Source organism: Pseudomonas oryzihabitans (assembly GCF_001518815.1).
In the GTDB taxonomy this organism is placed as follows: Bacteria; Pseudomonadota; Gammaproteobacteria; order Pseudomonadales; family Pseudomonadaceae; genus Chryseomonas; species Chryseomonas oryzihabitans_E.
This window is the reverse complement of the sequence record NZ_CP013987.1, coordinates 2,769,377-2,794,697: the sequence shown is the minus strand read 5'-3', so window position 1 is coordinate 2,794,697 and position 25,321 is coordinate 2,769,377. Positions and strand designations below refer to the sequence as shown.

Here is a 25,321-nt window from a genome sequence, read left to right as displayed (position 1 = left end):
GTGACCATGACAATGCTGACGCAGCAGGACTGGGAGCAGCGCTACCAGGGGTTGACCGTCGAGTCCCGTGCCTTCATCGACGGGACCTACCGCGATGCCCTGGGTGGCGCGACCTTCGAGGATTCGAGCCCCGTGGATGGTCGCCATCTGGCCCAGGTGGCCAGTTGCATGGCCGAGGATGCCGAGGCCGCTGTACAGGCGGCGCGGGCCAGCTTCGCCCGAGGCGACTGGGCGCACCAGGCACCGGCGCAGCGCAAGCGGGTACTCATCGCCTTCGCCGATCTGTTGCTGGCGCACGCCGAGGAACTGGCGCTGCTGGAAACCCTGGACATGGGCAAGCCCATCAGCGATTCCCTGGGTATCGATGTTCCGGCGGCGGCCAATGCCATCCGCTGGAGCGCCGAGGCCATCGACAAGGTCTATGACGAGGTGGCGCCGACTCCGCGCGATCAGCTCGGCCTGGTGACCCGCGAACCCGTGGGTGTGGTGGCCGCCATCGTGCCTTGGAATTTTCCCCTGATGATGGCCTGCTGGAAGCTGGGTCCGGCGCTCGCCACCGGCAACTCGGTGATCCTCAAGCCGTCCGAGAAGTCGCCGCTGACCGCCATCCGCATCGCCGGTCTGTCGCTGGAGGCGGGCATCCCCGCAGGGGTGTTCAACGTGCTGCCCGGCTACGGTCATACCGTCGGCCAGGCACTGGCGCTGCACCCGGACGTCGACACCCTGGTCTTTACCGGCTCCACCCGTATCGCCAAGCAGCTGCTGGTCTATGCGGGGGAGTCGAACATGAAGCGGGTGTGGCTGGAGGCGGGCGGCAAGAGTCCCAACCTCGTCTTCGCCGATGCCCCGGATCTGGCCGCCGCCGCCGAAGCGGCCGCGGCGGCCATCGCCTTCAACCAGGGTGAGGTCTGCGTGGCTGGCTCCCGACTGCTGGTCGAGCGCTCGATCAAGGAGCGCTTCCTGGAGATGGTGGTGGAAGCCCTGCGGGGCTGGGCGCCTGGCCATGCGCTGGACCCCAACACCCGCGTCGGTGCCCTGGTGGACGCAGGCCATCTGCGTACCGTGCTGGGCTTCATCGAGGCGGGCCGCGCCGAGGGCGCCCGACTGGTAAGCGGTGGCGGCCAGGCCCTGGCGGAGACCGGCGGCAGCTACGTGACCCCGACCATTTTCGAGGGCGTGGACAACGCCATGCGTATCGCCCGGGAGGAAATCTTTGGCCCGGTGCTCGCCGTGATCGAATTCGACAGCGAAGAAGAAGCGGTGCGCATCGCCAACGATACCCCCTATGGCCTGGCCGCTGCCGTCTGGACGCGCGACATCTCCCGTGCCCACCGCGTGGCGAGGGCCTTGCGCGCCGGCAGCGTCTGGGTCAACCAGTATGATGGCGGCGACATGACGGCGCCTTTCGGCGGCTTCAAGCAGTCTGGCAATGGTCGCGACAAGTCGCTCCATGCCTTCGACAAATACACCGAACTCAAGGCGACCTGGATCAAGCTCTGAACAGGCGCGGCGACCCAGGCGACGACGTCGGGCGCAGGCAGAGGAATCACACCATGCAACAACACGTCGGTAGCTACTACGCAGCCTCCAGCAATCAGCCGGCTCCCTATCCCAGGCTCGAAGGCAGTGTCGAAAGCGACGTCTGCATCATCGGCGCCGGTTACACCGGGCTTTCCACCGCGCTTTTCCTGCTGGAGCACGGCTTCAGCGTGACGGTGCTGGAAGCGGCACGGGTCGGCTTCGGCGCCTCCGGGCGCAACGGCGGCCAGATCGTCAACAGCTACAGCCGCGACATCGATGCCATCGAGCGACAGTTGCCCGCCAAGCAGGCGCAACTGCTGGGGGAGATGGCCTTCGAGGGCGGACGGATCATTCGCGACCGTATCGCCCGCTACAACATCCAGTGCGATCTCAAGGATGGCGGTGTGTTCGCCGCACTGACGGGCAAGCAGCTGGGCCATCTGGAAGCCCAGAAAAAGCTCTGGGAGCGCTATGGCCATACCCAGCTGGAGCTGCTCGACGCGCGTGGCATTCGCGAGGTGGTCGGCACCGATCGCTATATCGGCGGCATGCTGGACATGAGCGGCGGTCACATCCACCCGCTCAACCTGGCCCTGGGCGAGGCGGCGGCAGTGGCCTCTCTGGGCGGCAAACTCTATGAGCAGAGTGCGGCCATCCGTATCGACCGCGGCGCCAACCCCGTGGTGCATACCGCCCAGGGTCAGGTGAAGGCGCGCTTCGTGGTGGTGGCCGGCAACGCCTACCTGGGCGGGCTGGTGCCGGAACTGGCCGCCAAGTCCATGCCCTGCGGTACCCAGGTGCTCGCCACCGAGCCGCTGTCCGAGGAGCTGGCGCGCAGCTTGTTGCCCCAGGATTACTGCGTGGAGGACTGCAACTACCTGCTCGACTACTTCCGCCTGAGCGCCGATCGGCGGCTGATCTATGGCGGCGGTGTGGTCTATGGCGCGCGGGATCCGGCGGATATCGAGGCCATCATCCGGCCAAAGATGCTGCAGACCTTCCCGCAGCTCAAGGACGTCAAGATCGACTTCACCTGGACCGGCAACTTCCTGCTGACGCTGTCGCGGCTACCGCAGGTCGGCCGCCTCGGCGACAACATTTACTACTCCCAGGGCTGCAGTGGCCACGGCGTCACCTATACCCACCTGGCGGGCAAGGTGCTGGCTGAAGCCCTGCGCGGGCAGGCGGAGCGCTTCGATGCCTTCGCCGGCCTGCCGCACTATCCCTTCCCGGGCGGGCAGCTGCTGCGCGTGCCCTTCACCGCGCTAGGCGCGACCTACTACCAGTTGCGCGATCGCCTCGGTATCTGACCCTGTCCGCCCGCCTGATCCAGGCGGGCACTCTGGAGAATAGCCATGTCCACTATGCCCCTGATCGGCGTGACGGCTTGCCGGCAGACGCTCGGCAAATACGATTCCCATACCGTCGGCGACAAGTACGTCGAGGCGGCAGGCCACGCCGGGCTGCCGGTGGTACTGCCGGCGCGCAGCGTGCCGAGCGATCCGCAGGCGCTGCTGGAGCACCTGGACGGCCTGCTGTTCACCGGCTCGCCGTCGAATGTCGAGCCCCATCACTACCACGGGCCCGCCAGTCTGGCCGGCACCCACCACGATGCCTCCCGGGACGCCTATACCCTGCCGCTGCTGCGGCTGGCCATCGATCGCGGCATTCCGGTGTTCTGCATCTGCCGGGGCTTTCAGGAGCTCAACGTGGCCCTCGGCGGCAGCCTGCATCAACGCGTGCAGGAGTTGCCCGGCCATGACGATCACCGTGAGCCCCAGAGCGAGTTGCTGGCCGAGCAATACGCATCCAAGCATCCGGTCCAGGTGCCGCCGGGCGGGGTGTTCGAACGCCTGGGGCTGCCGGCGAGCTTCCAGGTGAATTCGCTGCACAGCCAGGGCCTCGATCGGCTGGCCAGTGGGCTGCGCGTCGAGGCCCGGGCGCCGGATGGTCTGGTGGAGGGTGTGTCGCTGGCGGACGCCCCCGGCTTCGTCGTCGGGGTGCAGTGGCATCCCGAGTGGAATTTCCGCGAGAACCCCGAATCCCTGACGCTGCTGGACGCGTTCCGCGACGCCTGCCAGCGCCATGCCGCGTCGCGTTAGGCACCTTGCCGCGCACGCCGGACTCTGAATAACAATTCCAACAGCAGGGCAGAGACGCATGACTGAACAGAGCAAGGGCGCACCTGCAGGCGCCCCGGGCAACACCGGACCGGAAGCCCTGGCCGACCCCTCCGCCAAGGGTCTGGCGGCGGGGTCCCTGGGCCTGCTCGCCTGCGTGGTACTGGGCATTTCCACCATCGCCCCCGTCTACACCCTGACCGGGGCCCTGGGGCCGACCGTGCGCGAAGTGGGTGTCTATCTGCCCGCGGTCTTTATCGTCGGCTTCCTGCCGATGCTGCTGGTGGCCCTGGGATACCGCGAACTGAATGCCGTCGACCCGGACAGCGGCACCTCCTTCACCTGGTCGACCCGCGCCTTCGGCCCCATGATCGGCTGGATCGGCGGCTGGGGGCTGGTGACGGCCACCACCATCGTCCTCTCCAATCTCGCCGGGGTGGCGGTGGACTTCTTCTATCTTTTCCTCGCCCAGCTCAGTGGCCGGGCGGAGCTGGCCGCGCTGTCGCAGAACCTGCTGGTGAACATCGTCACCTGCTGCGTGTTCATCGCCATCGCGGTCTGGATCAGCTGCCGTGGCATCGGCATGACCATGAGCATCCAGTACGGTCTGGTCGCCCTGCAACTGCTAGTGCTGGTCGGCTTTTCGCTGGCGGCCTTCAACGCCGCGCCGCAGGTAACGCCGGTAGTCTTCCACCCCGAATGGTTCAACCCCTTCAACGTCGAGTCCTTTTCCGCCTTCGCCGCGGGCCTGTCGCTGTCGATCTTCATCTTCTGGGGCTGGGATGTCTGCCTGACGGTGAGCGAAGAATCCGTGGGCAGCCAGAAGGTGCCGGGGCGCGCAGCGACCGTCACGGTGCTGCTGATCCTGATGCTGTACCTGTTCACTGCGGCGGCGACCCTACAGTTCGCCGGTATCAGCGATTCGGGTCTGGGATTGGGCAATCCGGAGATCCAGGAAAACGTCTTTGCCCATCTGGCCGGACCGGTGATGGGACCGCTGGCGATCCTGATGTCCATCGCCGTGCTGGCCAGCACCGCGGCCTCCCTGCAATCCACCTTCATCTCGCCAGCTCGCACCCTGTTGGCGATGGGGCACTACGGTGCGGTCTCGCGCCGCTTCGCCCACATCTGCCCGCGCTCGCGTACGCCGCGCTACGCCACCATCGCCGCCGGCATCGCCACCGCCACCTTCTATGTGGTGATGCGCACCCTCAGCGACAACGTCCTGGCAGACACCATCACCGCCCTGGGCATGATGATCTGCTTCTACTACTCGCTGACGGCCTATGCCTGCGTCTGGTACTTCCGCCGCAGTCTGTTCGGAAGTCTGCGCCACGCCTTGCTGCGCGGCCTGTGCCCGCTGCTCGGCGCGCTCATCCTCTCGGTGATCTTCTGGCAGACCGCTGTCGCCAGCCTGTCACCGGACTTCGGTAGCGGCTCGCACCTGGGCGGTATCGGTCTGGTGTTCATCATCGCCGTGGTGATCCTGCTGCTGGGCCTGGTGCTGATGCTGTTCACCCGCTGGCGCGCCCCGGCGTTCTTTCAGGGCGCCACGCTGGAAGCGCTGCCGCATCAGGGCTGAGCCGGGCCTGCTGCCTCCCGTCCGCGACGTTCCTATTCAGCAGACGGAATTGTCAGGTTGGACGCTACTGCCTCTTGCGGCGGGGAAGGGTGGCTAGTGGCCCAGAACCGGCGCGCCGGTCGCGCGTGCACCAGCGGGAAAGCCGTGGTGACGCGCCGCCGTCGCGATGGCGAGGGCGGCCAGCGACAGCACCAGCACGGCCCAGATCAGGGCCTGTGGGCCCGCCGTTTCCAGCAGCACGCCGCCCAGAACGCCGGCACCGGCGATGGCACTGTTCCAGGTCACCACGTTCATCGCCAGCGCCGCGTCCGCGCCTGCGCCCGCCGTGTCGGCCAGGGCGGTCTGTAGCAGGGTGGCGGCGCCGCCAAACGTCAGGCCCCAGACGAAGATACCCAGGTACTGCGCCGTCGCGGAGTCGTGGCTCAGGCCAAGGATCACGGCGATCGAGGCGAAGGTGGCCAGACTGATCAGGACGGCCCGACGCAGACTGTGATCGACGATGCGACCGGTGATCCAGATGCCGAGCAGCGAGGCAGCACCAAACGTCAGCAGTACCAGATCGACTCGGTCACCGAGCCCCGCCTGGGCGACGAAGGGGGCGATGTAGGTGTAGAGAACGTTGTGGGCCAGCATCCAGGTAAAGACCACGGCGAGAATGGCGCGGATACCGGGCGTGGCGAGCACTTGGCGAAGCGGTAGCCGCTGGCCTTCCGTTTGCCCGGGATAGTCGGGCACCTTCGCCACGACCCAGACGATCAGGCCCAGCGTGAGTGCGGACATGGTGGCGAAAGCCAGTCGCCATCCCAGCAGACCGCCCAGCCAGGTGCCCAGGGGGACGCCCAGGGACAGGGCAATGGGCGTGCCGATCATCGCCATGGCCATCGCCTTTCCCTGCAAGCGCGGCGCCACCATGCGCCGGGCATAGCCGGCCAGCAGGCTCCAGGCGAGCCCGGCCGCGGCCCCCGCCGCGAAGCGCGCGACCAATGTCAGGAGATAGTGGGTCGAGAGCGCGGTGAGGGTATTGAACAGCAGGAATCCCAGGATGGTGGCGAGCAGCACGTGCCGTCGCCGCCAGTGAGCCGTCGCCATTGTGAGGGGAATCGCGGCCACCAGCGAGCCGGCGGCATAGGCGGTCACCGATTGTCCGGCCAGGGCGTTCGATACCCCGAGCCCCTGGGCTACCTCGGGGAGCAGCCCAGCGGGCAGGGTCTCGGTCATGATGCAGATGAAACCGGTCATCGCCAGCGCCAGTAGCGCCGCCACGGGTAGGCGTTCGGGATCGGGTGTCGAGGTCACGGAAAGATTCCTTAGATATGTATCGGTCGGTACATATCTAAGCAGCCGCGGCTTCGCGTGGTCAATGATTTTTGTATCGGTTAGTATATAAAGCAAACAAGAGAGGAGATTCGCTATGGCTGAACTGGGACGTCCGCGGTCGTTCGATCGTACTCAGGCCATTGACGAGGCCATGCTGCTGTTCTGGCGCTACGGCTATGAGGCCACCTCGCTGAATCGGCTGAAGGCGGCGATTGGAGGCGGTATCACGGCGCCCAGCTTCTACGCCGCCTTCGGTTCGAAAGAGGCGCTGTTCAAGGAGGTGGTCGCCCGCTACATGGAAACCCATGGCCGGGTGAACGATCCCCTGTTCGACGAGGCCCTGGCGCCCCGGGAGGCGATCGCCTCGGCCCTCGGGCGTTCCGCGCGGATGCAGTGTGACGAGCAGTTGCCCAAGGGCTGCCTGGTGGCGCTCGGCACCCTGGGCTCCTATGCGGAAGAAGACTCCAGCATTCCACTGCCGCTGCGCGAAGCCCGCGCCCGGATCCGCACGGGCCTGTTAGCGTGCGTCAGCCGCGGTATCGCCCGTGGCGACCTCGCGGAAGGCACCGACGCTCGCGCCCTGGCGACAGTGTTCGAAGGCTTGCTTCTGGGCATCTCACCCATGGCGCGGGATGGGGTGGCGTTGGCCGTCATCGAGGGCGCCATCGCCCAGGTGATGACGCTATGGGATGGCAACGCGCGCTCGACCGCAATAGCTCGACCAGACGCCTGATGGCCGTTGCGGATCAGGCGGATGCCTCTGGTCGACTGGCTTAGGCGCTCCTGGTCAATGTCATCGATGCCTCGTGTCGCCCCTGGGAGAGTCGACACCCGCCCCCTTATCCCACCAGCGGCGGCGTCCGTGGCGGCACCACTCGCTTCGAACCGGTGGCCTCGTAGGCGACGGCGAGCCTGAGGAGATTCGAGTCGTCATAGGCCCGCCCGGCAAAGGTCAGGCCCACCGGCATGCCGATGTCGCTCATCACGCCCATGGGCACGGTGACGGTCGGTACGCCCAGGTGGCGAATGGCGAGGTTGCCATTGGCGACCCAGACGCCGTTGCTCCAGGCGATGTCGGCGGAGACGGGATTGATCTCGGCATCGGCGGGCGCCACGTCGGCCACGGTGGGGAAGAGCACGGCGTCCAGGCCCTGGGCCTGCAACCAGTCCTCCAGGTCGATCCTGCGCGTGTGTTCCAGGCCGCGCAGGCCGTCGGCAAGGGTGCCGATCTCGTCCCAGGCTTTCAGACCCCGCTCGGCCATGCGCACGTACTCGGCCATCCCGGCGGCCAGGTCGCCCTCGCGATTGGGCAGGGTGCCGGGTTCGTGAGGGAAGATCAGCTCGCCTTCGACGTCCACCAGCCGGTTCAGGTTGGGATCGTTGTTGTCGCGCAGGAAGGTGTCGAACCCCCAGGCGGAGAGATCCCAGAGTTCATCATGGAGAAACGCCTGGGAGACGATGCCGCGGTTGAACACCGTCGGCGCGCCGGGACGGTCGCCTTCGCAGTTGGAGACCAGGGGGAAATCCACCTCGACCACCGTGGCCCCGGCCGCTTCCAGGACCGCGCGCGCCTGTTCCCAGAGCGCGATGACCGAATCGCGGGTATGGATGCGCTGACCGGTTGGGCCGCCGATGCCTGGATTCTCGCTGGTGCCGGCGTCCGGATCACGGTTGATGAACATGCGCGGCACGCCAAGGCGTTTGCCGGCCAGGGCGCTCGCATCGACGGCGAGGTCGCCATAGCGGGCCGGGCGGACCTCCGAGGCCTTGGGCAGTGGCACCCAGGGCTGCAGGCGCCAGAGGTCGCCGGAGGTATCGGGATCGTCCGCCACCACCACGTCGAGCACTTCCAGCAGATCGGCCATGGTGCGGGCATAGGGCACCACCACGTCCATGGTCGGCGTCAGCGGCCAGTTGCCGCGCACCGAGATGACCCCGCGCGAGGGGGTGTAGGCGCAGAGACCATTGTTGGAGGCTGGCCCGCGTCCGCTGGACCAGGTTTCCTCGGCCAGGCCGAAGGCGGCGAAGCTGGCCGCGGTGGCGGTACCGGCGCCGTTGGACGAGCCGGAGGCGAACGGCGCGGTGAGGTAGCCGGCGTTGTAGGGGCTTTCGGCGCGCCCGTAGACGCCACGCTGCATGCCGCCGTTGGCCATGGGCGGCATGTTGGTCTTGCCCAGGCAGATGGCGCCAGCGGCGCGCAGCCGTTCGATGGTGAAGGCGTCGCGCTGGGCGACCAGCTCCTTGAACGCCGGACTGCCGGAGGCGGCGGTCAGCCCCTTCACCAGATAGCTGTCCTTGGCGGTGTAGGGGATGCCATCCAGCGGCCCCAGGGTCTCACCCCGGGCGCGGCGGCGGTCGGACTCGGCGGCTTCGGCCAGGGCGTCGGGATTGCGCACCACCACGGCATTGAGCGCGGTGGCGCTGGTGGGGGGGTCGTAGGCATCGATACGGGCCAGGTAGGCCTCGACCAGCTGCACCGCAGTGGTCTGGCCGGTTTCGAGTGCGCGACGCAACTCGGCGATGGAGCGTTCGGTAACTTCGATCATGGTGGGGTCGCCGTTGAGGATTCCGCTATACGGGAACGGCTGCTGACAGCCATCCCGGAAGAAAAAAGCACCGGTGCAGTGTACACCCGAAGCTTGCGGGGTTCTGATTGCGTACACGCATGGACGCCTTGCCGGACCGCCCATGCGGGGCGGCCGGTCGAGCTCTATCATGGGAGGATTGCCGGGGTTCGCCACTGCCGGGCCGATCCCTTTCCTTGGAGTCAATGATGCTGCAACGCCTATACAACGAGCGGACGGTCCTGCGCTGCTCCATCTTCGCCACGGTGCTCGTCGCGCTGGTGGGCATCGCCTTCGGGGTGCATTCCGGCTCCTACGCCATCGTCTTCGATGGCTTCTACTCGCTGATCGATGCGCTCATGAGCGGCATGGCCCTGCTGGTGGCCATGCTCATCCATCGACACGGCCTGGAGCTGGAGGGTGATCGCAAGCTCGCCGAGCGTTTCAACATGGGCTTCTGGCACCTGGAGCCCATGGTGCTGGCCCTGAACGGCAGCGTGCTGTGCATCGTCGCCTGCTATGCGCTGGTCAATTCGATCATCAGCCTGATGAGTGGCGGCAAGGAGCTGGAATTCGGCGTGGCACTGCTCTATGCGCTGGTGGCCGCGCTGGTCTGCTACGGCGTGGCGGCGGTTGAGCTGCGTATGAATCGGCAGATCCAGTCCGACTTCCTCAAGCTCGACATCAAGAGCTGGATCATGTCGGGCAGTATCTCCGCGGCGCTGGTGCTGGCCTTCCTGGTTGGCGCCCTGGCCCAGGGGACGGCCTATGCCTGGATCACGCCCTATATCGACCCCATGGTGCTGTCGATCATCTGCGTGCTGATCATCCCCGTTCCCTTCAAGACCGTCTGGCAGGCCTTTGCCGAGATCCTCATGGTGACTCCGCCGCAGCTCAAGCAGCAGGTCGATGAGGTGGCTCGCGGGATGGTCGCGCAGTTCGGTTTCCTCGACTACCGTGCCTATGTGGCCAAGGTCGGACGGGCGCGGCAGATCGAGCTGTACTTCATCGTGCCGGTTGGCTGGCCGGCCAAGACCCTGGACGAGTGGGACGCCATCCGTGACCAGATTGGCGAGGCCATCGGTGGCGAAGGCCCGGATCGCTGGCTGACCATCGCCTTCACCACCGATCCGGCCTGGTCGCGCTAGCGCCGCCTGGCTATCGCGGGGTGCACAGGCGCTCGACGTCCGCCGCAAGCTGCTGGAGGACGACGCGGTCCTCGGCCTGGCCGAGACTGGCCTCCGCCCGGGAGAGGGCCAGGCGGGAATGCCGCAGGCACTCGCGCCTGATGCGCGCATCGCCCTGAACCGCCAGGCGGGCGAGTGACTTCTGCAGGCGCATGCCCACTTCCACCAGGGGTGCGGCGTCGCGGCCCACGGGCAGGAAGAAATCGTCGAACAGGTCGTCCAGCGACAGTTCCGGCACCTCGATCTGCGGATAGCGAGGCTCGACCGGGTCGCGGGCGACGGTGAGTTCGGTCAGCAACCGTTGGGCACGGCCCAGGATGGCGATGGCGGTACCCGAGTCGCTGCGCGACGGCACCAGGGCCCCGGTGGCGATCTCGCCCAGGACCGTGAGCCCGAAGCGCGGATCCTGGTCATGTACACGCCGCGCATCCAGGCTGAAGGCCGTCCGTAGCTGGTCGTCCTTGTCGGGCGGCAGGCCTTCGATCCAGAGCAGCGGCTGCGCCGGATCGAGAAAGGCGCCTGGCAGGGCGGCCAGGCGCAGGCGGCCCTTCTTGCCGCAGAGGTCGGCCAGCAGAGACATGTCCACCCGTTGCAAGTAACCCGTGCGATCGGCCATTACCGGTCGGCCGGGCGGCGGTTCGTCGACCGGCGCCGCACGCCCGCCGAGATAGGGATTCGCCAGCCAGCGCTTCAGGCTGTGCTGGGCGGCGGCTTCGATACTGTCGCTGGTGGCATCCAGCTGGCCCAGCCGCGAGAGATGATCGATCCAGCGCAGGAGCGTGAAGACGATCAGCAGGATCACCACCAGGGTCACGGTGAAAAGCACCACGCGGCCGTTGTCGCCATAGAGCCCGGTACTCAGGGCGATGATGCCCACCAGGCTGAACAGGAAGGAACCGAGAAAGGTAGCCAGGGCGTTTTGCGTGGTGCTGTCTTCGAGCAGCAGTGGATAGGCGCGGGGCGTCACGCTGCTGGCGGCGGCGTTGTAGGCCGTCACCATGGTGCTCAGCGAGAAGGTGGTCACCGCTAGCATGCTGCTGGCGATGATGGTGAGGATCTTGTCGACGGCATCGGCACCGACCTTGGTCGGCAGGCCGGCCGGAATGTGGTCGCGCAGCAGCAGGGCGAGGAGGGCGGTCGCCACGCCGGCGACCGAGAAGAGCGTGGCGCGAAACCACAGGCGGCGCTGCAGGCCGCGCAGGACCCAGCCCAGTCGAGCTAGCACCTGCCTCAGCCCATGGTCTGGGGAACGGGAGTGGCGCGCAGCTGAGCGAGGCGCTGGTCAGCCTGTTGCTGGAGTTTGTCGCGCATCTGCCGGGCGGCTTCGCGGGCGTCACCGGATTTCAGCCCATTGCGATCGGCATCGACGGTGGTCAACACCGCACCGAGGGCGCCGTGCAGCAACCGGCCACCGGCCAGGGCATCGCTGCGCAGCGGTTCGATGGTGAGGGGCGTGGCAGTGACCGCGAGGTCCAGCGCTTCCAGGCACAACTGGGCGGTAGCGATGGGAATCTGCACGGCATTGGCCGCTGCCAGGTTGAGCGCCTGCTTGCGGCGCTCGCCTTCTTCGGTGGCACCGCTGGCCTGGCGATCGGCTTCCAGGTAGTTGGCGAAGGCCTGGACATCGGCGTCGGCGCAGGTGCTCAGGGCTTCCTGCAGCCGCTCGCCCAGGGCGATCAATTCGGCATGGCGGGTCACGGGCTGGCGCTGCTGGCTGAGCTTGAGGCCCTTGAGAATCAGCGCCACACCCAGGGACGCCGCCACACCGGCCACCGCGCCGCTACCAGGGGTTGGCAGGGTAGAGCCGGTACCGTCGCGGAATTGGGCGAGGGTCTGCTGCCAGAGAGTAGAGGTTTCGTTCATGCCAACCGCCTGCAAGCAAAGGGTAAGGGAATCGGTCATGACCGACCGCTAATAGGATCGTCCGAAACGGCCGAGGTTCGCTGACTAAGTGCAATAAGCGACCGGTCCCCGGGCCGCCATCGTTCGATTCCTGTCGTACTGGCGAGGGACCTTCAGGTATGGTGGGCTTGAAACAATAAGTTACAAGGAGCTTGATGTGGATCCTGCTGCGCTCGCCTGGGTCGCCCATGACACCCGGCTGATCTTCTGTTGCCTGGCCGCCATCCTGGCCATTGTCCTCCTCATCGCCGTCACCCGGCTGCCGCCCTTTCTGTCCATTCTCATCGGCACCTTCATCGCCGGCCTGGGCGCTGGGCTGCCGGCCGAGGCCGTCACCAAGGCCTTCAGCAAGGGCGCGGGCAGCATCCTGGGCGAGGCCGGTATCATCATCGCCCTGGGCTCGATGCTGGGTGCCGTGATGGCCGAATCGGGCGCCGCCGATCGCATCGCCAGCACCCTGCTGGGGCTGGGCAAGGGCCGCAGCCTGCCCTGGGTGATGGCCCTGGTGGCCATGGTGATCGGCTTGCCGCTGTTCTTCGAAGTCGGCCTGGTGCTGATGGTGCCCATCATCTTCGTCATGGCGCAGCGCTCAAGCCAGCCGCTGTTGCGCATCGCCATTCCGGCGCTGGCGGGCATGACCACCCTGCATGCTCTGTTGCCGCCGCACCCCGGTCCGCTGATCGCGGTGGGGGCGCTGCATGCGGATCTCGGCCTGACCATGCTGCTGGGGCTGGTGATCGCCATCCCGGCGGTGATCCTGGCCGGGCCGCTGTATGGCGGCTGGCTGTCGCGACGCATGGTGATCGAACCGCCAGCCGCGCTGGGCGAGCTATTCAGCGCCCGTGACCAGAGCGCGCACCAGCCGGGCTTTGGTCTGTCACTGCTGGTGATCCTGCTGCCAGTGCTGCTGATGCTGGGCAGTACCTTCGCCAAGGTCGCCCTCGACCCGCACAGCGGTCTGGCGGAAGGCCTGAAGTTTCTCGGCGAACCCTTGATCGCCCTCGGTCTCGCGGTACTGGCCGCCACCGTGCTGCTCGGTTGGGGCAGCGGCATGCCCCGCGAGCGGGTCGGCGGGGTACTGCGCAAGAGCCTGGCGCCCATCGCGGCCTTGCTGCTCACCATCGGCGCCGGCGGCGGCCTCAAGCAGACCCTGCTCGACGCCGGCGTCAGCCATACGGTGGCCAAGGTGGCCGAGGGCGCCCATCTGCCCTACATCCTGCTCGCCTGGCTGATCGCCGTGGCCCTGCGCCAGGCGACCGGCTCGGCAACGGTCGCCACCACCACCACGGCCGGTATCCTGGCGCCGGTAGTGGCAGGGCTCGCCGGTCCCCAGGCCTCGCTGATCGCCCTGGCCATCGGCGCCGGCTCGGTGTTCTTCTGCCACGTCAACGATGCCGGTTTCTGGATGGTGCGTGAATACTTCGGTCTGGAGCTCAAGCAGACGCTGTGGGTCTGGTCGGTGCTGCAGACCCTGGTTTCCGTCACCGGCCTTGCGGGTACGCTATTGTTGTCACTCTGGATCTGACGAACACCTGCCCATGCATGACGTCTCCACCTCGAACCGGCCGCGGCGCCGCGATCTCTTCCTCGGCTTCTTCGGCCTGGGCATCACGGCCTTCGGTGGGGTGCTGCCGCTGGCGCGGCGCTACCTGGTGGAGAAGCGGCGCTGGCTGTCGGGGGAGGAGTTCACCGAATTGCTCGGCCTCTGCCAGTTCCTGCCAGGCGGTAACATCATCAACCTTTCGGTGGCGGTGGGCATGAGATTCGCCGGCTGGAGCGGCGCCCTGGCCGCTGCCGCCGGGTTGCTGGTGGGGCCGACGCTGGTGGTGGTCGGCCTGGGCGTGCTCTACGACCGCTACCATGACGACCCCCTGGTGGGCCGCGCCTTCGCCGGTCTCGCGGCCGCGGCCGCCGGCCTGCTGGTAGCCATGGCGGTCAAGCTCATTCAACCCTTGCGCGGTCGCTGGCTGGCCCTGGGCATCGCCTGCCTGGCCTTCCTCGCCCTGGCGCTACTCAAGTTGCCGCTGCTCTGGACCATGCTGGTGCTCACCCCGATCAGCGTCCTGCTCAGCTATCGGCAGGGCCTATGAGCGCGACCCTGCTGGCGCTGGCGTTGATCTTTACCCAGCTCTCGCTGCTGGCCTTCGGCGGTGGCAACTCGGTGTTGCCGGAGATGCAGCGCCAGGTGGTGACGGTGCACGGCTGGATGAGCGCCGCCGACTTTGCCGCCCTGTTTGCCCTGGCCCAGGCGGCGCCCGGTCCCAACCTGATGATCGTGCCGCTGATCGGCTGGCACGTAGCCGGCTGGCCAGGTCTGCTGGTGACCTCCCTGGCCAAGTTCGTGCCGTCCTCGCTGCTGACGTTGGGCGTGCTGCACCTCTGGCAGCGCTTCGCCGACCGCCCCTGGCGTCGCCATCTGCAGGCCGGACTGGTGCCGGTCACCGTCGGCCTGGTAGCCGCCAGTGCCTGGCTGGTGGGCGTGAGCGTGGCCACTACGCCGCTGTGGGTGCTGATCCTGGCGGCGGGTGCTCTGGGGTCGCTATTTACCCGCTGGCATCCGCTGTGGCTGCTGGCCGGTGGGACACTGGTCGGGATAGTGTTTGGTAGCTAAGCCAAAAAAGCTGGGCAAGATCGTCTAGCCATCGACCCGAGGACATCACCTTGCAGCTAAGCCATCGGCCGGTCCAGGACAGTGACCTGCCCGCCCTATGCGAATTTTCCAAAAACCCCACGGAGCTGATGTTCTGGTTTCCCCGTGCCCACTTCCCGCTCACCCCGGTTCAGTTGCAGACCGCCATCGCGGAGCGTCGCGACAGCCGCGTCGTGGTGGCGGGTGGGCGAGTGGTGGGATTTTCCAACTTCTGCAGGTGGGCGGATGAGGTGTATGCGATTGGCCATGCCGTCGTTGATCCCGCCTACCGGGGGCAAGGGGTCGGACGTTACCTGCTGAAAATGATGATAGAGCGCGCGTTCGAGACGCACGGCGCTCGTGAAGTGGTCCTTTCCTGTTTCAACGCAAACGTGGCGGGGCTACTGCTCTACCAAACCTTGGGCTTCACCCCCTATGCCATCGAAGAGCGACGTTCGGTCGCCGATGAGCGGGTGGCGCTGATTCATCTCAGACTGCCACGGCCTCGCCGGTGATCACCCGTCCCCAGAATCCCTCGCTGCGCGAACTGCTGTTCACGGTACGCGGGTCCATCGTCCAGGCCATCTGGCGCAAGCTCCTCTACGTGGTGCTGCTGAGCCTGGCGGTGACCCTCAGCCATGGCGTCATCCTCCGCTTCGACTTCGGCCTGACCACCACGCCGCTGACCCTCTGGGGTCTGACCCTGGCGATCTTCCTCGGCTTTCGCAACACCACGGCCTACCAGCGCTTCTGGGAGGCGCGCGGCCTGTGGGGAGAGCTGCTGATCGCCGGACGCAATCTGGCGCGCCAGGTCGAAACCCTGCTACCCGGCCTGAACGCGGCCGAGCGCCGCCAGCTGCTGGCTCCACTGTTGGCCTTCGGTTATGCGCTGCGTGATCACCTGCGCCGGGAAGCACCGTCTGCCGATCTGCAGCGCTTGCTGGCGGGGGAGCAAACCCTGCTCGCGGCCCCTCACCGACCCAGTGCGCTGATCCGCCGACTTGGCACGACGCTGGTTGCCCGCGCGCGACAGGAAGGGCTCGGTGACCCTCTGATCGCCAACGTCGATAACCAGCTGGACCGGCTGACCACGGTGCTCAGCGGCTGCGAGCGCATCCGCCAGACACCCATTCCTTATCCCTACATCCTGATGCTGCACCGGGTGGTGCACGTCTATTGTTTCCTGCTGCCGTTCTGCCTGGTGGACAGCCTGGGCTGGTTCACGCCCCTGGCGGTGCTGGTGCTGGCCTATACCTTCTTCGGCCTGGACGCCCTGGGCGACCAGATCGCCGACCCTTTCGGCACCCAGCCCAACCATTTGCCGCTGGACGCCTTGAGTCGTGGTCTGGAAATCGCCGTGCTGGATCTGCTGGGCGAGCCCACCCCCGAGCCGATCCGGGCGGAGGAGGGGTTGTTGCGGTAAGGCGCGACGATTCGCGTTGATGCGATCGCGGCCATGGGCCGCTCCTACAGCAGAGGTGTATCTGTAGGAGCGGCCCATGGCCGCGATCAGAGTCTGCATCAGGGTGGCCGCATCGGCGGATCACCCTGGCCATGGCCGCGCCTTGCCTTGCTGTCAGGTGTCTTGAGCTTCTTTCGCTCTCCGCCGCGGACGCCTGACCAACTCCCCGCGACAATTCGGACACTGCTCCTGCAGCGGTCCAGTCGCGCACGCCACGCAAAAGGTGCATTCATAGGAGCAGATCACCGCGCCCTCGCTTTCCATCGACAGGGCCTTGGCGCAGTGTTCACATGACGTCCGCATTTCCAGCATGGCTGTCTCTCCCGGTTCAGGCGCCGAAGCGCGCCGCGTAGTGCTGGGGGCTGACCGCCAGGTGTTTGTGAAAGGTGCGCCGGAGATTTTCCGGATGGCCGAAGCCACACAGGCGCGAGACCGTGGCGATGGAGGCCTGGCCGTCCTGCAGCAGTACTCGCGCGGTCTCCAGCCGGACCTGCTCGACATAGCGGCCCGGGCCCATGCCCACCTCGCGACTGAACAGCCGCGACAGGGTGCGGGGCGCCATATGGGCGCGTTCGGCCAGGCGTTCCAGCCCGAGGTCTTCACCCAGGTGCCCAGGAATCCAGTCGAGCAGGGCCGCCAGGCGCGGCGTCCGCCCCGGATCGGGCGCCAGGCAGGCACTGAATTGCGCCTGGCCGCCGGGGCGCCGCAGAAACATCACCAACCGGCGCGCCACTGCCAGGGCCAGGGGACGCCCGAGATCGGCTTCCACTAGCGCCAGGGCCAGGTCGATGCCGGCGGTGACGCCCGCCGAGGTGAAGACATGGGGGTCGCCATCACGCCCCAGCGGGTCATAGGTGTGCAACCGGTCGCCCTGGACCTCGATGGCAGGAAAGGCCGCGAGCTCGTCGACATAGGCCCAGTGGGTGGTGGCACGGCGGCCGTCCAGCAGCCCCGCAGTAGCCAGCAGCAGGGCGCCAGAGCATACCGAGCCAAGACGCCGCACCCGGGGTTCCAGGTCGCGCAGCCAGGCCTGCAGGCCGGCATCCAGACGCAGCGCCTCGATGCCTATGCCACCGGGGATCAGCAGGGTATCCACCTCGCTCACCTCTAGGTCATACCAGCCCTGTTCGGCCTGGATGCCGATGCCGGCCGACGTCCTCACCAAGCCCTCGGCAGCGCCCAGCAGGCGCAGCTGATAGTAGGCGGGCAGGCCCTGGCGTTCCCGTTCCAGGTTGGCCGAGGCAAATACCTGCAGCGGGCCGGTGACGTCCAGGCTCATGACGTCGGGGTAGAGCAGCGCAGCGATCAGCGGCATGGATGGCTCTCCGTAGCGATTTGGCAAGCATGCCTTGGCGTCCATGTAGGCGACAAGGTCAAGGACCCCACGGATCTCGCCATCCGGTGGCAGGATGGATTTGGCGTGACCCGCGCCCGGCCTTATCATCGCCGCCCATGAACTACACCGATCCCAAGCAACTGGCGCCCCTGCTGGAAGCCATCCTGCTCGCTGCCGGCCGACCCCTGACCCTGGAGCGCCTGGCCGAACTCTTCGAAGAGTACGAACGTCCCGAGCCCGCGCATCTGCGCGCCGGCCTCGCCGTGCTCGGCGGCTCCTGTCGCAAGCGCGGCTTCGAACTCAAGGAAGTGGCCTCCGGCTACCGCCTGCAGGTGCGCGAGAAGTACGCGCTCTGGGTCGGACGCCTCTGGGAGGAGCGCCCGCCGCGCTATTCCCGCGCCATGCTGGAGACCCTGGCGCTGATCGCCTATCGCCAACCCATCACCCGCGGCGAGATCGAGGAAGTGCGCGGCGTGGCGGTCAACAGCCAGATCGTCAAGACGCTGCTGGAGCGCGACTGGATCCGTGTGGTGGGCTATCGCGACGTGCCCGGCCGCCCGGCCATGTTCGCCACCACCAGGACCTTTCTCGACTACTTCGACCTGCGCAGCCTCGATCAGCTGCCGCCCCTGGCCGAGGTCCGCCAGCTGGAACCCGAGCCGGCCTCGGTGCTGGAAGACCCCGAGCTGAGCCTGGCGGCGCTGGGGGTAGGGGAGCCGGAGGAAGAAGAGGACAGCCTGGTGATTCCCGAGCGCACCAGCTTTCGCACCCTGCTTACCGAGCTGGACGCCATGGAAACCGGTCTCAAGACCGATTTCGACGACCTGCGCCAGGCGGCGGACGAGGAGGATGAGGGTTGAGTCAGGCCTGTTGGGCTTCGCGTTGCTAAACCCGACCTACGCGCTGAACTGCCCCTTTCCGCGGAAGGACGCCCTCGCTCGAACAGCTCCCTCTCCCTCAGGGAGAGGGTTGGGATGAGGGCACGCTTCACGATGAATGCCAAGCGGAAAAGGCTGCGCCGTTTTCCACGCTACGGTGCTCCCCTGACTGCGGAAGATCACCCCTCGCTCGAATAACCCCCTCTCCCTCGGGGAGAGGGCCGGGGTGAGGGCACGCTCAGGGTGAATGCCCAGGCGGAAAAGGCTGCGCCGTTTTCCACGCTACGGTTTTCCAGTTATCTGATGCGTATCGCGGGCATGGCGTTGCGCCGTAGCCACCGCTCCTACAGCAGCCGGATCTTCTGTAGGAGCGGCCCATGGCCGCGATAAAGACAGTTGCCCTTATCTTCGGAACTCCCCGAAGGAGCCGCCACATCTGTGGACCGACCTTGCCACAACTGAAAACGAAAAAAGCGCCCGAAGGCGCTTTTTTCCATCAGGTCCTACAGACCTCAGGCCGGTGCGTTGACCAGCGCCTTGCAGGTATCGAGCATACGGTTGGAAAAGCCCCACTCGTTGTCGTACCAGGCCATGATCTTCACCAGCTTGCCGCTCACCTTGGTGTGGTTGGCGTCGAAGATCGACGACAGGCGGTTGTGGTTGAAGTCGATGGAGACCAGCGGCTTGTCGTTGTAGCCCAGCACCGGCGAAGCTTCGGCCGCCGCCTTCATGAAGGCGTTGATGGTCTTGGCGTCGGTTTCCTTGGCGGTCAGGATGGTCAAATCGACCAGCGACACGTTGATGGTCGGTACGCGCACCGCCATGCCGCTAAACTTGCCTTGCAGCTCCGGCAATACCAGGCCCACAGCCTCGGCGGCACCGGTCTTGGTCGGAATCATCGACTGGGTGGCCGAACGCGCCCGGAAGGGGTCGGAATGGTAGACGTCCGACAGGTTCTGGTCGTTGGTGTAGGCATGGATGGTGGTCATCAGACCATTCTCGATGCCCAACTCGCGCTGCAGCACCTGGGCGACGGGCGCCAGGCAGTTGGTGGTGCAGGAGGCGTTGGAAATGATCTGGTGCGACTGACGCAGGATGTTGTCGTTGACGCCATAGACGATGGTGGCGTCCACCTCTTTGCCCGGTGCCGAGATGATCACCTTGGAGGCGCCTGCTTCCAGATGGGCGGCGGCCTTGTCGCGGCTGGTGAAGAGACCGGTGCACTCGAACACCACGTCGACCTTCAGGTCCTTCCACGGCAGCTCGGCCGGGTTGCGGATGGCCGTCACGGCGATGCGATCGCCATTGACCACTAGCTTGTCGCCCTCGACGGACACCTCGGCAGGGAAGCGGTCATGAACGCTGTCATACTGTAGGAGATGCGCATTGATGGCGGCGTCGCCCAGGTCGTTGATCGCAACGACCTCCAGGTCCTGGCGATAGCCTTCGGTATACAGCGCCCGCAGCACGTTGCGGCCGATGCGTCCAAAACCATTGATGGCAATACGAATACTCATTGAGAGAAACCTCGCGATAGCTGGGTTTTGTTGTAAAAAACATTACACATGACGCGTGCTAAGCGGAATAATAGCGCCAATTTGGCTGTGAATGTTTTAAATAACAACAAATTTAGCCCGGTGGAGAATCGAAACCATGCATCCTCGCGTCCTCGAAGTCACACAGCGGTTGGTGGAACGCAGTCGTCCGACCCGTGAGCGTTACCTCGCCATGATCCGGGCCGCCGCCAGCGACGGTCCGCAGCGCGGCAAGCTGCAATGCGCCAATTTCGCCCATGGCGTCGCCGGGTGTGGATCCTCGACGGATAAGCAGCGCCTCCGTTTGATGGACCAGGCCAACGTCGCCATCGTTTCCAGCTACAACGACATGTTGTCGGCTCATCAGCCCTACGAGCACTACCCGGAGCTGATCAAACAGGCCCTGCGCGAGATCGGCTCCGTCGGTCAGTTCGCCGGTGGCGTGCCGGCCATGTGCGACGGCGTGACCCAGGGCGAGGCCGGCATGGAGCTGAGCCTGGCGAGTCGTGAAGTCATCGCCATGTCCACTGCGGTGGCCCTGTCGCACAACATGTTCGACGCGGCGCTGCTGCTGGGCATCTGCGACAAGATCATCCCCGGCCTGATGATCGGCGCGCTGCGCTTCGGCCATCTGCCGATGATCTTCGTGCCGGGCGGCCCCATGCCGTCGGGCATCTCCAACAAGGAGAAGGCACGCGTGCGCCAGGCCTTCGCCGAGGGCAAGGCCACCCGCGAAGAGCTGCTGGAATCGGAGATGAAGTCCTACCACAGCCCCGGTACCTGCACCTTCTATGGCACCGCCAACACCAATCAAGTGGTGATGGAAGTGATGGGCCTGCACCTGCCGGGTTCTTCCTTCGTCAACCCCTACACCCCGCTGCGTGACGAACTCACCCGCGAGGCGGCGCGCCAGGTGACCCGCATCACTCACCAGGGCGGCAACTTCATGCCGCTGGGCGAGATCGTCGATGAGAAGTCCATCGTCAACTCCGTGGTCGCCCTGAGCGCCACCGGTGGCTCGACCAACCATACCCTGCACATCCCGGCCATCGCCCAGGCCGCCGGCATCCAGCTGACCTGGGACGACATGGCCGAGATCTCGGCGGTCACCCCGACCCTGGCGCAGGTCTATCCCAACGGCAAGGCCGATGTGAACCATTTCCATGCCGCGGGTGGCGTCAACTTCATGGTGCACACCCTGCTCGAAGCCGGGCTGCTGCATGAAGACGTCAACACCATCATGGGCCGCGGCTTGTCGCGCTACCTGCAGGAGCCCTTCCTGGTGGAGGGCAAGCTGGAGTGGCGCACCGGGCGCGCCGAGAGCCTGGACGAAGACATCCTGCGTCCGGCCAGTCGGCCGTTCAACGAAGAGGGTGGCCTGCGCGTCATGCAGGGCAACCTCGGCCGCGGGGTGATGAAGGTGTCGGCCGTGGCGCCCAAGCACCAGCTGGTGGAAGCGCCGGCGCGCGTCTTCCACGACCAGAGCGAATTGGCAGAGGCCTTCAAGGCCGGCCAACTGGAGCAGGATTTCGTCGCGGTGGTACGCTTCCAGGGACCCAAGGCCCTGGGCATGCCCGAGCTGCACAAGCTCACTCCCTATCTTGGTGTGTTGCAGGACCGTGGTTACAAGGTGGCTCTGGTCACCGACGGCCGCATGTCCGGCGCCTCGGGCAAGGTTCCGGCGGCGATTCACGTCTGTCCGGAAGCCATCGATGGCGGTCCGCTGGCCAAGGTCTGTGACGGTGATCTCATCCGTGTCGATGGGCGTACCGGGGAACTGAAGATTCTGGTCCCGGCGGACGAATGGATGGCCCGTCAGGCGGTCGAAGCGCCCCAGGGCACCGGGGTAGGCTGTGGTCGTGAGTTGTTCGCCTTCATGCGCGGCGCCATGAGCACGGCTGAATCGGGTGCCAGTGCATTCACTTCCAGCCTGGAGGCGCTGAAATGAGTTTGGCTTTGGTTGGCGACATCGGGGGCACCAATGCCCGCTTCGCCCTGTGGCGCGACGGTCGCCTGGAGGCCATCGAGGTCTTCGCCTGTGCGGATTACGCCTGTCCGGAAGACGCGGTACGCAAGTACCTGGCGCAGACCGGCGTGGCGCTGGATGACATCACCGCCGTGTGCCTCGCCTGCGCGGGCCCGGTCGGCGAGGGTGACTTCCGCTTCACCAACAATCACTGGGTGATCAAGCGCGAGCAGTTCTGCCGCGAGCTGGGTCTGACCCATCTGCTGTTGATCAACGACTTCACGTCCATGGCCTGGGCCATCGCCCGCCTGGATCCGGCTGACTCCGTACAGGTCCGTGACGGCATCGCCTTGCCGACCCGTCCGCGCCTGGTGATCGGTCCCGGCACCGGCCTGGGTCTCGCCAGCCTGGTGCCCAGTGGCAAGGATCGCTGGATCGTGCTGCCGAGCGAGGGCGGTCACGTCGATCTGCCGATCAACACCCAGCGTGAATTCGATATCTGGAAGATCCTCAAGCGCCAGTTCGGCAATCACGTCTCCGCTGAGCGCGTGGTGTCCGGCAGCGGCCTGGTCAACCTCTATCATGCAAGCTGCGAGCTGGACGGCCGTACCGCCGCCCTGCACAGCGCGGCGGACATCTGCGAGCTGGCGCTCAAGGGTGATCCCTATGCCGACGCCGTACTGGAGCAGTTCTTCATCTGGCTGGCACGGGTGGCCGGAAACGCGGCCCTGACCCTGGGCGCCCTGGGTGGCGTCTATATCGCCGGTGGCATCCTGCCGCGCTTCGTCGAGCGCTTCCAGAGCGGGGCCTTCGCCCATGCCTTCGCTGACAAGGGCAAGACTAGCAGTGCCTACCTCAAGGACATCCCGGCCTGGCTGGTGACAGCCGAATATCCGGGACTGTTCGGTGCCGGCGTCGCCCTGGATCAGACCATCGCCGAAGCGCGGCAGGCCTGATCCACCCCGGGGTCAGGCGACTACTCAAGGTCGCCCGGCCCCGGTATGCTGCCGGCACTACCGGTAGCTGGCCTCTGGCCAGAACAACAAGAGCGAACATCGCCATGTCCACCCTGGGCAAATCTCTCCTGATCGTCGACGACGACGGGGAAATCCGTGAGCTTCTCGACACCTATCTCACCCGTGCCGGCTATCTGGTGCGTACCGTTGGCGACGGCCGGGAGCTGCGCCGGGCGCTGGGTGACTTCGTCCCCGACCTGCTGATCCTCGACGTCATGCTTCCCGGCGAAGACGGCTTCGCCCTCTGCCGCTGGATGCGCGAGCAATCGAGCTGCCGCCAGGTGCCCATCATCATGCTCACCGCCAGCTCCGATGAAGCCGACCGGGTCATCGGCCTGGAACTGGGCGCCGACGACTACCTGGGCAAGCCCTTCAGCCCTCGCGAACTGCTGGCGCGCATCAAGGCGCTGCTGCGCCGCGCCGGCTTTGGCGAAACGCGTCCGGTGGCTACGGGTCTGCTGACCTTCGACGACTGGCGCCTGGATCCGGTCAGCCATCGGCTGTTTCACCGCGACGGCGAGGAGGTCATCCTGTCCGGCGCCGATTTCACCCTGCTCAAGCTGTTTCTCGATCATCCCCAGCAGATCCTCGACCGCGACACCATCGCCAATGCCACCCGTGGGCGCGAGGTGCTGCCGCTGGAGCGCATCGTCGACATGGCGGTGAGTCGCCTGCGCCAGCGTCTGCGGGATACCGGCAAGTCGCCGCGGCTGATCCGCACCGTGCGGGGTTCCGGGTATTTGCTCGCCGCCGAGGTCAGCGGGCTGGTCGCCGATGCGGTGTAGCGGTTCACTCACTCGGTTGGTGCCACGTTCCCTGCTGGCGCGCATGCTGCTCCTGACCCTGCTGGCCGTACTCCTGGCCCAGGGCGCCTCGGCATTGTTCTGGTCGGCCGCCCTGCGCAGCGATCGCAACCAGGGCCTGCAGACCGCCGCTCGCAGCCTGGGCTACTCCATCGCCGCCAGCGTGCGCTATTTCAGTCTGCTGCCACCGGCCTATCGCCCGCTGGTGCTGGAACAACTGCGCAACATGGGCGGCACGCGCTTCTTCGTCTCCCTGAACGAAAAGCCGCTGACCATGCAGGCGTTGCCGGCGACCCCGGGGCGTCGCGCGGTGCTGCAGGAGGTCGAAACGGTGCTGCGTGAGCGCCTGGGCGCCACTATGCCCATGTACGTGGAATTCATCGGCCCGCAACAGCTGCGCCTGTTCAACGGCGCGGTGGCGCTCGACGACCTGCCGCGCTCCTGGGCGCACTATGCGCTAAGCCTGGAACCGCTGGAGCCACCGGTGCTGGTGACCCAGATCCGCATCGGTGAAGGGGAGTGGGTGTACCTGGCGACCCTGATGCCGGCGCCTTACTACAGCCTGGACGAATCCTGGCTGCCCCTGCAGCAGCTGCTGTTCATGGTCTTCAGCAGCGCCTTCCTGCTGCTGTTCATCGGCCTGCTGATCCGCTGGCAGAGTCGCCCGCTCAAACGCCTGTCGCGCGCCGCACGGGAGCTGTCGCTGGAGGTCCATACGCCGCCGGTGCGGGAAGAGGGCGCCCAGGAGATCCGCGAGGTCACCCGCGCCTTCAATGCCATGCGTGAACGCATCGCCCGCTACCTGGACGAGCGCGCCCAGCTGTTCAGCGCCATCTCTCACGACCTGCGCACCCCTATCACGCGGCTGCGGCTACGTGCCGAGTTGGTGGACGACGAGGTGATGCAAGCCAAGCTGGTGCGTGACCTGGATGAGCTGGACCTGCTGGTCAAGGGCGCCCTGCAGTGCGTCAAGGACACCGACATCCACGAGAATCTGGAGCCGGTCGATCTCCAGGCACTGCTGCTGCAACTGGTGGAGCCCTTCACCCAGGAGCAGCCGCCGCGGGTCCGTCTCACCGGTGAGGCCCAGGGCACTCTGTTGGGCAAGCCCCTGGCGCTCAAGCGCTGCATCGGCAACCTGCTGGACAATGCCCTCAAGTATGGCCATCGCGCCCACCTGCAGGTGGAAGACGACGGCCATGTCTTCGTCCTGCATGTCGACGACGAGGGGCCTGGCGTGCCGGAGCAGGAGCTGGAGCAGGTCTTTCAGCCCCATGTAAGACTGGCTACCGATCGCCATGGTTACGGCCTCGGCCTGGGCATCGCCCGCAATCTGGCCCACGCCCATGGCGGCGAGGTAGAGCTGCGCAATCGCCGCGAGGGTGGTCTGCGGGTGACCCTGACGCTACCTCGTAGCTAGTGTGGTGGTCCAGAAGCCGACCGCACAATCTGGTGGCGCTTTTTTTGCCCAGGTGGCGTTGCCACTACTTGCCATGGCGCTGT

The 25,321-nt window shown here is 66.3% G+C and carries 23 protein-coding genes; 16 read left to right on the top strand and 7 right to left on the bottom strand.

Going from position 1 to position 25,321, the window contains the following annotated elements; all coding sequences use genetic code 11:
- Window positions 1–6: 6 nt before the first annotated feature.
- Genes APT59_RS12895 through APT59_RS12880 form a run of 4 tightly spaced genes read left to right on the top strand, consistent with a single transcriptional unit; the run spans window position 7 to window position 5,223 of the window.
- The gene (locus APT59_RS12895) at window positions 7–1,500 is read left to right on the top strand and encodes an aldehyde dehydrogenase (protein WP_059315214.1); all 1,494 of its coding nucleotides are present in this window, start codon (window positions 7–9) and stop codon (window positions 1,498–1,500) included.
- Window positions 1,501–1,553: 53 nt separating this feature from the next.
- The gene (locus tag APT59_RS12890; RefSeq protein ID WP_059315213.1) at window positions 1,554–2,831 is read left to right on the top strand and encodes an NAD(P)/FAD-dependent oxidoreductase; all 1,278 of its coding nucleotides are present in this window, start codon (window positions 1,554–1,556) and stop codon (window positions 2,829–2,831) included.
- A 45-nt stretch (window positions 2,832–2,876) separates the two neighbouring features.
- On the top strand, window positions 2,877–3,623 hold the full coding sequence (locus APT59_RS12885; RefSeq protein ID WP_059315212.1) for a gamma-glutamyl-gamma-aminobutyrate hydrolase family protein: 747 nt from the start codon (window positions 2,877–2,879) through the stop codon (window positions 3,621–3,623).
- A 58-nt stretch (window positions 3,624–3,681) separates the two neighbouring features.
- On the top strand, window positions 3,682–5,223 hold the full coding sequence (locus APT59_RS12880; protein WP_059315211.1) for an APC family permease: 1,542 nt from the start codon (window positions 3,682–3,684) through the stop codon (window positions 5,221–5,223).
- A gap of 93 nt (window positions 5,224–5,316) precedes the next feature.
- On the opposite strand, the gene APT59_RS12875 is transcribed toward APT59_RS12880, so the two are convergent.
- Window positions 5,317–6,462 (bottom strand): MFS transporter, encoded by a 1,146-nt coding sequence (locus tag APT59_RS12875; protein WP_059316896.1) that lies wholly within the window; start codon window positions 6,460–6,462, stop codon window positions 5,317–5,319.
- Between the two features lie 172 nt (window positions 6,463–6,634).
- On the opposite strand from APT59_RS12875, the gene APT59_RS12870 reads away from it, so the two are divergent.
- Window positions 6,635–7,273, top strand: coding sequence for a TetR/AcrR family transcriptional regulator (locus APT59_RS12870; protein WP_059315210.1), 639 nt, complete (start codon window positions 6,635–6,637; stop codon window positions 7,271–7,273).
- Window positions 7,274–7,379: 106 nt separating this feature from the next.
- On the opposite strand, the gene APT59_RS12865 is transcribed toward APT59_RS12870, so the two are convergent.
- The gene (locus APT59_RS12865) at window positions 7,380–9,086 is read right to left on the bottom strand and encodes an amidase (protein ID WP_059315209.1); all 1,707 of its coding nucleotides are present in this window, start codon (window positions 9,084–9,086) and stop codon (window positions 7,380–7,382) included.
- A gap of 227 nt (window positions 9,087–9,313) precedes the next feature.
- On the opposite strand from APT59_RS12865, the gene APT59_RS12860 reads away from it, so the two are divergent.
- Window positions 9,314–10,252 (top strand): cation diffusion facilitator family transporter, encoded by a 939-nt coding sequence (locus tag APT59_RS12860; RefSeq protein WP_059315208.1) that lies wholly within the window; start codon window positions 9,314–9,316, stop codon window positions 10,250–10,252.
- 10 nt (window positions 10,253–10,262) lie between these two features.
- On the opposite strand, the gene APT59_RS12855 is transcribed toward APT59_RS12860, so the two are convergent.
- On the bottom strand, window positions 10,263–11,516 hold the full coding sequence (locus tag APT59_RS12855) for a DUF2254 domain-containing protein (RefSeq protein ID WP_059315207.1): 1,254 nt from the start codon (window positions 11,514–11,516) through the stop codon (window positions 10,263–10,265).
- A 5-nt stretch (window positions 11,517–11,521) separates the two neighbouring features.
- Entirely contained in the window at window positions 11,522–12,154 is a 633-nt protein-coding gene (locus tag APT59_RS12850) for a cyclodeaminase/cyclohydrolase family protein (RefSeq protein ID WP_059315206.1), read from the bottom strand.
- A gap of 196 nt (window positions 12,155–12,350) precedes the next feature.
- Between APT59_RS12850 and APT59_RS12845 the strand changes: the two genes are divergently transcribed.
- The 5 genes from APT59_RS12845 to APT59_RS12825 are packed head-to-tail and all read left to right on the top strand — an operon-like array spanning window position 12,351 to window position 16,245.
- The gene (locus tag APT59_RS12845) at window positions 12,351–13,718 is read left to right on the top strand and encodes a gluconate:H+ symporter (protein WP_059315205.1); all 1,368 of its coding nucleotides are present in this window, start codon (window positions 12,351–12,353) and stop codon (window positions 13,716–13,718) included.
- 13 nt (window positions 13,719–13,731) lie between these two features.
- Complete coding sequence (locus APT59_RS12840; protein WP_059315204.1) at window positions 13,732–14,283, top strand: chromate transporter; 552 nt, start codon at window positions 13,732–13,734, stop codon at window positions 14,281–14,283.
- Window positions 14,280–14,804, top strand: coding sequence for a chromate transporter (locus APT59_RS12835; RefSeq protein ID WP_059315203.1), 525 nt, complete (start codon window positions 14,280–14,282; stop codon window positions 14,802–14,804). The genes APT59_RS12840 and APT59_RS12835 overlap by 4 nt, the downstream gene beginning before the upstream one ends.
- A gap of 50 nt (window positions 14,805–14,854) precedes the next feature.
- Entirely contained in the window at window positions 14,855–15,337 is a 483-nt protein-coding gene (locus tag APT59_RS12830; RefSeq protein WP_059315202.1) for a GNAT family N-acetyltransferase, read from the top strand.
- On the top strand, window positions 15,334–16,245 hold the full coding sequence (locus tag APT59_RS12825; RefSeq protein ID WP_059315201.1) for a bestrophin family protein: 912 nt from the start codon (window positions 15,334–15,336) through the stop codon (window positions 16,243–16,245). The genes APT59_RS12830 and APT59_RS12825 overlap by 4 nt, the downstream gene beginning before the upstream one ends.
- Before the next feature lie 153 nt (window positions 16,246–16,398).
- On the opposite strand, the gene APT59_RS22205 is transcribed toward APT59_RS12825, so the two are convergent.
- Together APT59_RS22205 and APT59_RS12820 are read right to left on the bottom strand one after the other, a co-directional pair.
- On the bottom strand, window positions 16,399–16,548 hold the full coding sequence (locus APT59_RS22205; RefSeq protein WP_237140614.1) for a DUF1272 domain-containing protein: 150 nt from the start codon (window positions 16,546–16,548) through the stop codon (window positions 16,399–16,401).
- 64 nt (window positions 16,549–16,612) lie between these two features.
- Window positions 16,613–17,599, bottom strand: coding sequence for a GlxA family transcriptional regulator (locus APT59_RS12820; protein ID WP_059315200.1), 987 nt, complete (start codon window positions 17,597–17,599; stop codon window positions 16,613–16,615).
- A 137-nt stretch (window positions 17,600–17,736) separates the two neighbouring features.
- Here APT59_RS12820 and scpB point away from each other — a divergent pair, with 137 nt between their 5' ends.
- Complete coding sequence (gene scpB / locus APT59_RS12815; RefSeq protein ID WP_059315199.1) at window positions 17,737–18,480, top strand: SMC-Scp complex subunit ScpB; 744 nt, start codon at window positions 17,737–17,739, stop codon at window positions 18,478–18,480.
- Between the two features lie 530 nt (window positions 18,481–19,010).
- Here scpB and gap read toward each other — a convergent pair.
- Window positions 19,011–20,015: a type I glyceraldehyde-3-phosphate dehydrogenase gene (gene gap / locus APT59_RS12810; protein ID WP_059315198.1), complete on the bottom strand. Its 1,005-nt coding sequence runs from the start codon at window positions 20,013–20,015 to the stop codon at window positions 19,011–19,013.
- A gap of 136 nt (window positions 20,016–20,151) precedes the next feature.
- Between gap and edd the strand changes: the two genes are divergently transcribed.
- From edd to APT59_RS12790, 4 genes are all read left to right on the top strand, one after another.
- Window positions 20,152–21,981, top strand: a complete 1,830-nt coding sequence (gene edd / locus APT59_RS12805; protein ID WP_059315197.1) for a phosphogluconate dehydratase — start codon at window positions 20,152–20,154, stop codon at window positions 21,979–21,981.
- The gene (locus APT59_RS12800; RefSeq protein WP_007158679.1) at window positions 21,978–22,955 is read left to right on the top strand and encodes a glucokinase; all 978 of its coding nucleotides are present in this window, start codon (window positions 21,978–21,980) and stop codon (window positions 22,953–22,955) included. Before edd ends, APT59_RS12800 begins: the two co-directional genes overlap by 4 nt.
- A 104-nt stretch (window positions 22,956–23,059) precedes the next feature.
- Complete coding sequence (locus APT59_RS12795) at window positions 23,060–23,800, top strand: response regulator (protein ID WP_059315196.1); 741 nt, start codon at window positions 23,060–23,062, stop codon at window positions 23,798–23,800.
- On the top strand, window positions 23,790–25,238 hold the full coding sequence (locus APT59_RS12790) for an ATP-binding protein (RefSeq protein WP_059315195.1): 1,449 nt from the start codon (window positions 23,790–23,792) through the stop codon (window positions 25,236–25,238). Before APT59_RS12795 ends, APT59_RS12790 begins: the two co-directional genes overlap by 11 nt.
- Window positions 25,239–25,321 lie beyond the last annotated feature (83 nt).